Consider the following 12471-nt stretch of genomic DNA (forward strand, 5'->3'; position numbering starts at 1 on the left):
CGGAAAAAAGATAGGCTGGCGGATTGATGCTTAATCACATAACGGTGGGCGCGACGGGGCGCGACTCGTGCCCAGAAGGGGCGAAATCCCGAGACATAAGCTTTGATTTCGCCAAAGGCGTGCTCATTATACTGGTTATAATTGGCCACCTATTGCAATATCTGATTTATCGCGACTCTGATACCTTTTGGTTGTCGCCGTATTTCAAGTCGATCTACATGTTTCACATGCCACTATTTATGGCGATAAGCGGATATCTTTCCTTGGGAGCTGTCCTGCGCAAATCGCTTCGTCAAGGTGTCAGTGATCGAGCGATGCAGTTAGTATTGCCAATGTTTTTTTGGTGCGCGTTCATTTGGATATCGAAGGCCGCCGTAATTTCGCGGGCGGATAATTTAACCGGCGAAATGTTGGATTTTTCAAGGGAATTAATTGGGACGTACTGGTTCATCTGGGCGGCATTCACTTCCTTCGTGGCCGTTAAGTTACTTATGACTTTCAAACGCTTGCCGGTGTGGATCATAGGCGCATCTGCAATTGTGGTCGCTTTCGCGCCAGTTACCTGGTCAATAGCTCCGTTAGTACGATATACTTATCCATTCTATTGCTTTGGTTTCTTGTTTGCCAAATCGATCGAGTGGAAGACCAGCGTCATCTGGCTCAAGAAGCAACCATTATTTATCTTTCTTTCGATAACATCGTTCATATGCTTTCTGCATTGGGGAAAAAATACTTATGTCTACAACAATCTTGGTTTGATATACGATGAAGAGTCAGCGAAACAAGTGCTTCTAATGTTCGCCGGCTCGGGAGCGGCGTCTGCGGTAGCTATGCAATTTATATTCCTATGCTGGAGAGCTAGCTATTCAACTCGATTAGCTCGCTTTGTCGCGGAGGAGCTTGGTCAGAGCACACTAGTGCTTTACCTTGTCCAAGGTGCCGTTTTTCGCCTCATGGATTTTATACAGTTCGGAGAACCCTGGAATATCACGACCAAAATCGGGGTCGCAAGCGTGGTTGGAGCTGCGATTGTTGTCACGGGGATGACAATTCGCAGGATTGTGCGCCACCTTGGATATCTGTCGCTATGGCGAAAATTTATCTGGCGACGCTGTTCAAGCGGCGCTCCGCCGCTTGGTCTCGATAACCTTAATTCCGTCAGGGAACACCTAGCTTCTTGCTGCCGCGACACGGGAGAGCGTCCAGGAAGAAGCTGATCAAAACCCGATATTTCAATGCAGATACATAGATTCGAAAACTGCTCCGCCATAAGACTTGATTTTGTTATCTTTTTTGGCTTTTTTTTGCCTCTTGCCATAACCGCAAAAAGGCCGGCGAAACCGGGCTTCTAGGAGCGCTTGCCGCGTCGGCGCCGCTGAATGGTGACGACTTTCGCTATGTGTCGTCTCGCAGTGGGTTCAGAAACCCCTGCGCGTTTTGCGGACTACCTTGACCAAGTCGATATCACCGTCCTAGCGAGCGCGGGATATAGCTTTCGCGTTCACCTCTTCCAGGTCGTTCACATCGATAATGTAACAGCGCTCGACCGCCACTCGCAGATTTTCTGTCTTACGAGCAGAGACTTTGACGTCGTATATCATGGCCTAGCGTCCTTTTCCTTGCGAAGGGGCAGGAGCTGTAGCTGCCGCCGATTCACACCATAAGACGCACCTGCCGAAAAAATCTGCGCGCGCCATGATATCACGGCTGCTCTCAACCTCATCTCTACCGAAACCTGTGCAGTTGTACAGGTAGCCATAGCGTGCGGTGCTCTGGCAATTTTTCGGCCGAACAGTAACAAGGAGATGATTGCAATGGCCCGTACGCAAAGGCTCATGAAGGCGAGCGAAGTCCCGGCTTTTGTGGAGAGGGTGATTAAAGCCGGCTGTGATCTGCGCCATCGGCGACTTTGGCTATGTGATCGGTGAGACCTGGGAGCAGGAAGCGGCAGAGGATGAGCTGCGGCGCATAGATGACGAGTTCGGTGATCGAGATGCATTGCTGCCCGAGATCGTCGCCCACTTCAAGTCGCTCGGTCGGCAGATCGATCCTAGATCGCCAATCGAAAACTGGTATGGGAACCACAAGCTACACTAGCGCTTGATGCTATATCATCTGCGGCTAATTCGTTGGCCGCCTTTGCCTACCGCATTCACCAATTTACCGAGTTAAAACAAATGGTTGACTCCATAGTGGCATTGTGGATTCCTTATGAATGAACGATATTCCTCCGCCAACACAACTAGGTAATATTTACTCCGCAAAGGAAGCGGCCAGCCGGCTCAAGATGACGCGGCGGGGGAATATACAGATTGGCAAGCGCTACGGCTGCTGCTCCACTCACGGACGCAACGTAATGTTCTCAGAGCAGGATCTTGTCGACATCTGGCAGATCATGCGGGCACCTGCCACCGAGAGCAAACCTGTCACTGGCCGGGCGATTGCATTACTTCGGACGCTTCCTACAAGGATCTTCTCCGCACGAACCAACGAAAACGCGATGAGAAGCGCCGGCTGCGTAAGGAACGAGATGCGGCCGAACGTGAACGGCGCCTAGAGGAGAAGCGCCAGGCATCACGTGACAAACTCGCTGCGAGAGCAGCTAAGCGGACAGCCGCATTAGAGGCCAAACGGCAAAGCGCGCTCCGGCGGACTCCGAGCCGCTAGACGTCAACAATCGCGATCCGGCGTACTGGACTGAGGAGCGTAAGACGCGCCTGCGTCGGCACGCCTTGTCAGGATGAACAGGGTGGCGGAATGATGCCCGAACCTCGCACAAAATAAGAGAAGCGCCCCCCCCGGTTGCGACACCGGAACGCGCTTTGGCTTCGGAGCGCCGAAGCCGGGATTCGCGAATTCACTGCTGCCAAATCAGGTACCGGCCTTGTCAACGCGGAGACCCCAGCTGATGCAACCTCCGGATAAAATTTTGCAGCAGCGATAAACCTTTTGTGCATTGCACAATTTTTCCGTTCGCCCATACTTTTGCCTGTCGGCCGATTCACTCCCACCATGGAACGGTCGACGCTGAAGGCAGCACGCCTTTTTGCGCTGCATTCTCAAATAGAGCCCGCTGCCACCTCCTCCCGGCAGCGGGTTTTTCGATCCTTGATCGCGCGTATTGTAGGCGCGCGGCTCGAAGACCTGGCGGAATCCAAGGCGCGCATGGCTGCGATCTTGAAGGGCAGGCCTAAAGCTTATCAGTGCAAAGGCGGAGCCCGAGGCGCTAGATCATACCAATCGCGATCCAAGCTATTGGACAGCGGCCCGCGAGCGGCGGCTACGGGCCGAGCGCAAAGCTAGCGGAAGTGAGACGTGGCCAAGGCCGAAATGAAGCAGCGCATCGAGGACCTAGAAGCCAAATCCGGCCAAGCCTACCAAGTAATCGGAAAACTTGCTCTATCGATGCGGCCTGCACGAAAGTGAAGAAGGCACGAGGGCATTGGATTATTTTAGCCAAGACGGCTTTGATGACGATTTCCTGCCATGGCCAAGAGCCTAAGATTACACACTTGGGCGTAACCAGCTTGCGCTCAAAGCACATTAGCGCCAAAGTATCCTTGGGGATTTCTGAGGGGTAATTGGGGGATGCGACCTATAGTTTGGCTTGCAGCCGCGGGTGCCTTCAGCGCATGCGCGGTGGGGGCAGGCGAGAGGCAAAGCTGCCGGCTGCCGCATCACGGCCCGTGAGGACAAAGCGTACGATACGGTCGATCATGTGGCCAATCTTCGCGCCATCAACGTGACACCGCATGTGACGCAGAACCAGGCCGTCACCAAAACCGGCAAGACCCGCAACAGCGCCATCGACCAACGAACCAGGCAGCATCCGGGCTATGGAATGTCGCAATCGCGTCGGGCGATGATCGAGTGCATCTTCGGCTGGAGCAAGCAGCACGACACCATGCGCAAGACCAAACATCGCGGCATCGCTCGGGTCGCTACCGACTTCATACTCAATCTGATCGCCTACAACCTGATCCGCATCCCCAAACTGGTTGCAGCGTAGCCAACTTGGTGTCCAGACCGCCAAAGCGCTTCAAACTCTCAAACAAATCATCCCAACAATGGCACCCGCGACAGAACAAACGCCCAATTCTTTGGATTTTTCCGTAAACTGCTAGGCTCGTATCCAGTGGATCGTTGCCACTGTCTCAGCAGGCTGTTGTCATCCGAAAGACGGCAAACCCGGGCGCGGCTCCGCCTTTCTCCTTGAGCTCGTCAGCTTCTCGAAAGCCAACCTTCCTAGCATTCGCACTCGGCCTCTAGATGCCAATGCCGCCTATGCTGAACTAGGGTACCCGCTGGGCGGATCTGCAGGAGACTTTGTTATCATAATCGAAAGGAGAGCTTTATGAATTCCAATCGGATAAACGGTGTTGGCGCGCAAGGGTTCCCACCGGGATACGTCCGGACACAGGAGGATCATGATCTATTTAGGCAGGCCGCGAATGAAGCCGGGTCATTATCATCTGCCGCGCTTGTATCGGCGCAGGCTCCGATTTGGAGTTCGAGCGCTCCATACGGAAGCTTTTCACGCGATGGCTACTCTTGGAACAACGACGTATGGGGTCCGCGCCCTGGGCCTCAGACGATTTCGGTGAGTGGCGTCAACCGGTGGAGCGTATGGTCGAACCAGCCTAATACGCCGGGCATCAAAAGCTATCCGCACGAGGCTTTTAGTATCGGGAAACCGCTCAGTTCAATCAACACTCTGAGCTCGAGCTTCAATCAGGAGGTTCCTACTGGCGGCGCCTGGGATGTCGCCTACGATATCTGGGACAGGTCAAACCAGCATGAGGTAATGCTCTGGACAAACTACACCGGAAACTCGGACGGGAGCGGCAACGTTAAGCCCATTTCATATCATTATGCCCCTTCCGGTGCGGCGATTCCGGTCTACAGCAATGTCAATGTAGGCGGAGCGACTTGGAACGTGTTTGAAGGTGAAGGCCCCGACGGTCACAAGGTCATCTCATTGCTGCGCACTTCTAAGACCAACAGCGGGACAGTGGACATCAAGAGTATCCTGCAGTGGATCAAGTCGACGGGGTACTTCGGCGACATAAACGTCGGTAGCGTCCAATACGGCGTCGAGATTACCTCGTCCCCGGGGGGAAAGAACTTCAATTTCAACAACTGGTCTGTGACCTCGAAGTGAAGACCCGTGTGCGGGCGGCAAGGTGAGCTGCGCTTATGCCAATGAGCCTCGCTGGCTGACGGCCTAGCTTGCGCTTACCGGCTCGCTCGGCCAAAGCGATGGTTGTTTCCCGGCCGCGACGACGAGCGTCCGCTCGTCCCCAACGTGCTGCACGCCGCCTGCCGTTCAGAGGAGATACGTTCATGCTTAAGGCCTCCGGCGTGGTGGATCTGAGCACGTCCCTGTCGGGGCGGCTCAACCTCAAATGCTTCTGCATCACGCTCGACCGGGCCAAACTTTGGGCGGCGCTGGACCACGAAGCCGGCGAGCCTGGTTTCTGCGAAACATTCATGGCGTCGCGGCCGCATCTGTTTTCCAATGTTCCAGTCTTCCTTGCCGTGTCCGCCCTCGACGAGATGCAGAGAATCGTGATCGCCATCGAGGCGACAGCAAAGTTGCCAGCTTACCGCGAAAGGGTTCTCTCCTGGGCTCCCGCAATTGCGCAACGGGACTTTGGACCGGTCGGCGCGCTGATGGGCTACGACTTCCACCTCGACGATCAAGGTCCCAAGCTGATTGAGGTCAACACCAACGCCGGCGGGGCTTTCCTCAATGCCCTGCTGGCCAGAGCTCAGAAGGCTTGCTGCTCCGTGGTCGACCGGGCGCTGATTGGCACAAGGGACGATCACTTCGAAACCAGCGTCATCGCGATGTTCGAGAGCGAATGGCGCAGGCAGCGCGGAGCCGGTTCGCCGCGAAGGATCGCGATCGTCGATGATCAGCCTACGGAGCAGTATCTTTATCCTGAATTCGTGCTGGCCCGGCAGCTATTGCTGAAGCACGGCATGGACGCGATGATCGGGAACGCGAGTGAGCTGAAATATGATGGCGGAAGGCTTCTGCTCGACGGACAAGAGATTGACCTAGTCTACAATCGCCTGGTCGATTTTGCGCTTGATTGGCCGGAGCATGCCGCGCTCAGAGCGGCCTATCAGGACGGCGCCGTGGTGCTCACGCCCAATCCGCACAACCATGCGCTCTTTTCTAGCAAGCGCAATCTGACATTGTTCTCCGATCCGGCAGCGCTGGAGGCATTCGGCCTTTCTCCGGAGATGCGCTCGCGGCTCGCCGGCATTCCGCGGACCACACTGGTCACGCCCGACAATTCGGATGCCGCCTGGCAATTCCGCAAGGACATGTTCTTCAAGCCGCTCTCCGGCCACGGCAGCAAGGCGGTCTACCGCGGCGACAAGGTGACGAAGGGGGTGTGGGCCGAGATCGCCCGTGGTGGCTATGTGGCCCAGGCATTTGCTGCACCAGGGCAGCGCATGATCGAGATCGATGGCGCGCCCACGCCGCGCAAGATGGACGTGCGGCTTTATACTTATGATGGCCAGGTCCTCCTCGCGGCTGCCCGCCTATACCAGGGCCAGACTACAAATTTCCGCACACTAGGCGGCGGTTTTGCCCCTGTACTGGCCATCTGACCATGCGCGGACCATCGCTGCTGATGATCTACGGCGCCTCCTTGAGCATCAGGTTGCATCATTCGCGTGGCGGACACACCAGGTATGGCGGAGCGTGGCATTAGGGTCGATCATTCAACGATCCATCGCTGGGTCGTTCATTTCGCGCCGCTGCTGATGGAACGCTTCAACCGGTGCAAGCGCGCCGTGACCGGCAGATGGCGTGCGGGCGAGACCTACATCAAAGCGCGCGGGCGAGACCTACATCAAAGCGCGCGGGCGATGGATGTACCTCTATCGCGCCATCGACAGCGTCGGCGACACCGTCGAGTTCTGGTTCAGTGAATACCGGGATTTGCCGGCCGCCAAGCGTTTCTGCACAAAAGCGTTGGCACGCCATGGCCGTCCCGATCCGCCGTCATCGACGGCAGTCAGACCAACCGGGAAGCCATCCTTTCCTGCGATGCCACAAGTCGATTGCAGGATTGCTCCCAGCGCCGGTCGAGCCGATCCCAGGATCATCGGCGCATCAAGCGCCGGGTGCGGCCGATGCTCGGTTTCAAATCGACGCACGCCGCCGCGGTCACCCTGTCCGGCATCGAGATGGTCACACGATGTGCAAACGACAGGCGCGGCACGCCTTCAATCCGAACCCGTCTCTCGCCGAGCAGTTCGAAATCCTCGCTGCCGCATGATTGCCACCACTCTGGCAAATTCTCTGACCAGACAAAACTTTGCAACCGGCAAATTGTCGATTCGCAACCCAAAGATCGGGAAGTTGACAATGCGTACTGTTAGGCATCGCGCAAAGTCAGCGTTTTGAGGTTTGGTACGGCGCTTGCATGTTCACGGAACCATCATCCGATCGCTTGTGAGAGCGAGATGGATAGTTTGGCAACATCGAGCAAAGGCACGAATTCGTTATGCGGAAAACTGAGTTAGAGCGATTCGTCAACGATTTAGGAAAAAAAGGCAGTCCGCTTGAAAATCTCAAACGACGCCCTGGAGGGCTTGCACCGATCGTGGCGATCCGAAACAGCCTCAACTACAACATCACGCTTGACAAGGTTAGGAGAAGAGGGGGGAGTTCCTGCGTGAAATATCTGTTCGTCGGTGCCACAATGGTTTTGGCGTTACTGCCTCCGGTCGCCCAGGCCCAGGATATCGAAGGAGGCAAGGCGGTCTTCAAAAAGTGCATTGTCTGCCACAGCGCTGATACCGAAGCAAACAGAGTTGGGCCATCCTTGAAAGGCGTCGTGGGCCGGACAGCGGGGACCGTCCTTGTCTATTCTTATTCGAAAGCCATGAAGGATGCGGGCGCTGCGGGCCTTGTATGGGATGAGCCGAACCTGATGGAATATCTGGCAAATCCCAAGGCGAAAGTGCCGGCGAACAAAATGGGGTTCCCTGGCCTCAAGAATCCCGACGACGTCAAAAACGTTATCGCCTATCTCAAGAGTGTGTCCGGTTAGAAACCTTTGGCCTTCCGTTTCGAGAACAACGCCAAGGACGGTGCGACTCCGCTTTTCGCCTTGAGCGAGGTAAGCAGTTGAAAGAGGGTCGGGTTCTGCTCCCGCGAAACTGTCTGGCCCGTGCTGTGCCGTCAACATGCCTGACGACCTCCAACCGGCTACCGAGAACCCTTTGGAAAAGAAGCATGTAGGACGACGGGCGTGCCAAGTCGAAGTGGAGCGCGACTCCGCACCTGGCCCAGGATCGTGTCTCGCACCGGAGGCCCGCTGGCTCCCGCTTTGTCGTCGACCAGCTTTGCGACCAGTTTGGGCGACAGCGGCACGAAGTCGTAGCCCTGTGAGATTGCTGCGCGGAGAAGATCCTCAAGCATTTCGAACGCGCGATCGCGGGTGCCAAGCCAGAGCGCGGGTTCGTCGGTTCAGGCAGGCCGGGGTCGTAATGCACGTGCGTTCGATCCTATTGCCCTCATGCGCGATCTCGCTCGACTGCCAGCACGTTGCGCAGATGGTTTTCGATCAGGATCAGCGTTGTCAGCGTGCCGCATGCTGACGCGGCGACGACGAAGCCGATGGGCAAGCCGAGCATCATGCCGACAAGCCCGGCGACACCACTGACACCATCGTCGTGGAACCTAACCCAGTCGACGGCACCGCCGCCAATCGTGATGATCACCGCTAACGCCACATTGAGCGTGGCGAGCATGTCAGACAGCATCCTGGTCATCGAAGGTCCCCCTTTGTCCATGGCATAGCGTACAGGGCCGCAGGGAGGCCCGCCGGCCAGCGCCTAAGCCGGCGCTGGTGTACGGCGCGTTGCTCTGAGAGCTTGATGAGCCTTGCCCTCTTTCATTGCTTGCGCGGCGGCTTTAGCCGGCAACAGTTTATTCAGAATTTCTATCTAGCTTTAGAGTCGTCGATGCCGAAATCACGTAGGCGCGACTGTCGTGCGGCTAAAGGGAAAAGCCCGGTTGCGCCCCCGCGCCGGGCTTTTTCCGTATTGGCATTTCATTGCCTCGCCAGCGGGCGATTATCCCCGCCGCTCGCATAAGAGCGCTTCTCCCGCTATGTCTGCGAAAACAGCCGCGCCCGACGTCACCGCAGGCTCAAGAGTCTTCGGCATTTCTGCAGAAGCGTTGCTGATCGTCCCTTTGAGTGCTGCGTGCACTTGGCCAATCAGGCAGGAAGATTGCCCACCGGGACCGGATTGTTGGAAACATAGGCCGACACGACTTCCGCGGTGAGCTCGATGGGGGTGTCGATATTGTTGTCGGCTTCTTCTGTCATGAAAACGCCCCAGGTGGCTTGAAGCACAATTCGGCAAGCCGGTGTTGGTGTCGACCACTGCGTCGAAGGCGCGGCCTTCCAGCACCGCGCGCAACACCGCCGCCTCGTACTGCCCCGAGCTGCCCGGTCCCCTTGACGGGGCGGTTGCCCCTGTACAGCAGCGTCAGCCTGTACCTATTGCCCGTCAGAGACCGCACGATGGCGTGACCCACGAATCCCGATCAGCCGATAACGAGGATGATCATCGTGCCGCCCCCATCACCTCTGCTTTATTCGAGCTTCGTTACATGGCATCAACTGGCCAAGGAGTCGTGATCGGCGAGGAGATCAAAGGACATAAAGCCAATTGGGAGGAGACCCTCCCTAATTAGCCTCCACCGTCGTGACATGCCGATCAAGCCTCAGCCTTGTAGCCCGTAGCCACTAGCCAAAGCACTCGACTGAAGGTTGCGCACCGCGTCGCGGGCGCGCATTTTCCCGTGATGTACCGATACCTGTCTGCGCATCTCTTCTTTGCTGACATTATCGGCCCTCCTTCAGGGAACTTCATATAGATGGGGAAATACTTCGTAAGATGTGGCAATGCAGCATTCTCCCGGTGTACGCCCCTACACGCGAACTGATTTGGCGCCTTTCCTCTATGCCGCGAAACGAACAATCGATTTGCCCAATACTGTCGCGCAGAAATTTCTAATAGCTGGCTTGGTTGTAGAAAATTCAGCTGGCATAGGTTGGGCGCATATCGTCCCCTTTGACGGATATGAGAATGTGGGGATTGAAGGAGCACAATGATGCCTGGGGAACCAAGCAATAATATGATCGAGCTTACTGCAGATATCGTTGCCGCCTATGTCCAGAAAAACGCGGTTCCAGTGTCCGGATTACCGGATTTGATCGCGAGCGTGAATTCGGCATTGTCTAATATTGGCCAGTCGTCTCCCATAGCAGAGCCCGCCCCGAAGCCGGCAGTTAATCCCAAAAGGTCAGTGTTTCCGGAATACATCATCAGTCTCGAGGACGGCAGGAAATACCAGTCCCTTAAGCGCCATCTTGCGACCAGTCACGGGCTGACCCCTGATGAATATCGGGCGAAATGGGGTTTGGCGAAGGACTATCCCATGGTCGCGCCGAGTTATTCGGCGACCCGTTCGGCTTTGGCAAAATCGCTAGGCTTGGGCAGGAAACCTGCTCCCACCAAGAAACCCGCGACGAGACGCAAAGCCAAGGCCTGAGCGTAGACGCATAGTCCAACGAGCGATCGTCGCGCGTTAGAGGCCTTGCGAACGCATTCGGCGCGAACTCAAAACTGGAAAGGGGGAGCTAGGTCGGGAGACAGAGTTAGTCCTGCCGATGTTTCCTCCTTCAACCGTGCCAAACCGGCGCAATAGCGCCCTGTCAACCGGCGCCGAAACTGGCGAACTTCCTAGAGGACATTCGCGGCCGGACCCCGACGAGAGAGCGTCGTCGGCAAATTATTGTGCGTTGCAATTTTCTCTTCGCACTTGCACAAAAATGTGGCAAATGCATCATCGCCTGACGTTCCGGAAGGACCTTGAGATGGCCCGGCCCGTCTCGGGGCGAAGTCGAGGTGCGGCGAGTGCAAAGTGCGCAGGCGGCACGAGCACCGATACGACCCATCTCGTTGGCGGCGCGAGGCGGGTAGAAGAGGAGAGTCGGCGTGAGCATTCCCATCCTTCGCACAGTTGCGGAACTGCGCAGCATCGTAGCCGCGTGGCGCCGAGAGGGCTCGAGGGTTGCCCTGGTTCCAACCATGGGTGCCCTTCACGACGGACACCTCAGCTTGGTGCGAGCAGCCCTCGCCAAGGCCGACCGCGTGATCGTAACGCTGTTCGTCAATCCGAAGCAATTCAACAGCCTTGCCGATCTCCAAGCTTATCCACGTACTGAACATGACGATGCTGCGAAGCTGGCGCCGGTTGGAGCCCACATCGTCCTCTATGCACCGGATGCGTTGGACATGTATCCGAAGGGCTTTGTCACGACAGTATCCGTGAGCGGGGTGAGCGAGGGGTTGTGCGGTGCATTCCGGCCCGGTCATTTCGATGGCGTGGCGACAGTCGTGACAAAGCTTTTTCTGCAGTCCGGCGCCGACCTCGCTTTCTTCGGCGAGAAAGACTTCCAGCAGTTGCATGTGGTGCGCCAACTCGTGCGCGACCTCGACGTTCCGATCGAGATTGTCGCATGTCCGACAGTGCGCGAAAGCGATGGACTGGCGATGTCGTCCCGCAATGCGCGGCTACGCGAAGCCGAGCGCCAGGCAGCACCGCGACTGGCCGAAATCCTTCGGGAGGCCAGCGAGCAACTGACAGACGGAGACCCCGTTGCACCCATTCTTGCCGTCGCGCGCCAGTCCATACTTGCTGCGGGTTTTGAGCGAGTGGAATATCTCGAACTGCGTGCCGAGGAAGACCTAATGCCAATGGCAGCGCTCGACCGTCCCGCACGACTCCTCGCCGCCAGCTGGCTCGGACAAACCCGGCTGATCGACAATGTAAGCGTGCGTCCGCGGCAAAATGCTGGGGCCTTCAACAGAGCGACTGTCGCAGCATGAGTTCGGACATTCGCCGCTTTCAACGCCTCGGCCACGCACATATCTGCTCGGGCCGACGCTTGACATGGCTTGGGCGCGGGAACACAGCAGCCGCCAACGGCTGATCGGCAAATTGTAGGGCAAAATTTAGCGCTCTACGCGGTGATCAGCGTCGATCGTTACTACAGACCGCGCACGACACGGCCCAACAAGGATTGGCTGCATCTTTGCGGGAAGGGATCATCAGAGACGCTGTCGAACGACTGACGTTCGGTTCCATCCATCACCAGAGTGAATCGATCCACGTCTGCTGATTCAAACCATTCATTGGACGCGCGTCCGGCTGCGCGATTCTGTGCGCAATGATCGCGCAGCTCTATCGCCTCTGTATCGAACGCCGCGACGCGGATCGGAACATGGCGCGCTTCTATGCACTGTCGATCGAGGAGACCCTGTTCGGCCAGACCTGCCTGGTCCGGCGTTGGGGCCGGATTGGAACCACCGGCCGCACGATACAGCACTCCTTTGATACCGAGGGTGAAGCCGTCGCCCTTTTCC

The 12471-nt window shown here is 56.9% G+C and carries 11 protein-coding genes and 2 pseudogenes; 11 read left to right on the forward strand and 2 right to left on the reverse strand.

The genetic code is table 11. From position 1 onward, the window contains the following. Positions 1–26 precede the first annotated feature (26 nt). From nolL to AC04SH_RS29895, 8 genes and pseudogenes are all read left to right on the forward strand, one after another. Complete coding sequence (gene nolL, locus AC04SH_RS29860) at positions 27–1217, forward strand: nodulation factor fucose acetyltransferase NolL (RefSeq protein WP_488481368.1); 1191 nt, start codon at positions 27–29, stop codon at positions 1215–1217. Positions 1218–1887: 670 nt separating this feature from the next. Then, positions 1888–2097 (forward strand): hypothetical protein, encoded by a 210-nt coding sequence (locus AC04SH_RS29865; RefSeq protein ID WP_488481369.1) that lies wholly within the window; start codon positions 1888–1890, stop codon positions 2095–2097. Positions 2098–2215: 118 nt separating this feature from the next. Continuing rightward, positions 2216–2557 (forward strand): hypothetical protein, encoded by a 342-nt coding sequence (locus tag AC04SH_RS29870; RefSeq protein ID WP_488481370.1) that lies wholly within the window; start codon positions 2216–2218, stop codon positions 2555–2557. Between the two features lie 1062 nt (positions 2558–3619). Next, entirely contained in the window at positions 3620–4009 is a 390-nt protein-coding gene (locus AC04SH_RS29875) for a transposase (RefSeq protein ID WP_488481371.1), read from the forward strand. 345 nt (positions 4010–4354) lie between these two features. Next, positions 4355–5161 (forward strand): glycoside hydrolase family 12 protein, encoded by an 807-nt coding sequence (locus tag AC04SH_RS29880; RefSeq protein ID WP_488481372.1) that lies wholly within the window; start codon positions 4355–4357, stop codon positions 5159–5161. Between the two features lie 182 nt (positions 5162–5343). After that, entirely contained in the window at positions 5344–6627 is a 1284-nt protein-coding gene (locus AC04SH_RS29885) for an ATP-grasp domain-containing protein (protein ID WP_488481373.1), read from the forward strand. A gap of 84 nt (positions 6628–6711) precedes the next feature. Beyond that, a pseudogene (locus AC04SH_RS29890) lies at positions 6712–7301 on the forward strand (IS6 family transposase); the annotation flags it as partial. A gap of 426 nt (positions 7302–7727) precedes the next feature. Beyond that, entirely contained in the window at positions 7728–8078 is a 351-nt protein-coding gene (locus tag AC04SH_RS29895; protein WP_488481380.1) for a c-type cytochrome, read from the forward strand. Between the two features lie 466 nt (positions 8079–8544). On the opposite strand, the gene AC04SH_RS29900 is transcribed toward AC04SH_RS29895, so the two are convergent. Beyond that, positions 8545–8781 (reverse strand): hypothetical protein, encoded by a 237-nt coding sequence (locus AC04SH_RS29900; protein ID WP_488577674.1) that lies wholly within the window; start codon positions 8779–8781, stop codon positions 8545–8547. Positions 8782–9221: 440 nt separating this feature from the next. Next, positions 9222–9362 (reverse strand): annotated as a pseudogene (locus AC04SH_RS29905) (MucR family transcriptional regulator); the annotation flags it as partial. A gap of 815 nt (positions 9363–10177) precedes the next feature. On the opposite strand from AC04SH_RS29905, the gene AC04SH_RS29910 reads away from it, so the two are divergent. From AC04SH_RS29910 to AC04SH_RS29920, 3 genes are all read left to right on the forward strand, one after another. Beyond that, positions 10178–10594: a Ros/MucR family transcriptional regulator gene (locus tag AC04SH_RS29910; protein WP_488481375.1), complete on the forward strand. Its 417-nt coding sequence runs from the start codon at positions 10178–10180 to the stop codon at positions 10592–10594. Positions 10595–11040: 446 nt separating this feature from the next. Then, positions 11041–11934 (forward strand): pantoate--beta-alanine ligase, encoded by an 894-nt coding sequence (gene panC / locus AC04SH_RS29915; protein WP_488481376.1) that lies wholly within the window; start codon positions 11041–11043, stop codon positions 11932–11934. A gap of 341 nt (positions 11935–12275) precedes the next feature. After that, a partial coding sequence (locus AC04SH_RS29920) for a WGR domain-containing protein (protein WP_488481377.1) occupies positions 12276–12471 on the forward strand: 196 nt, incomplete at its 3' end.

The sequence above is a fragment of the Mesorhizobium sp. CNPSo 4688 genome, from assembly GCF_057784295.1.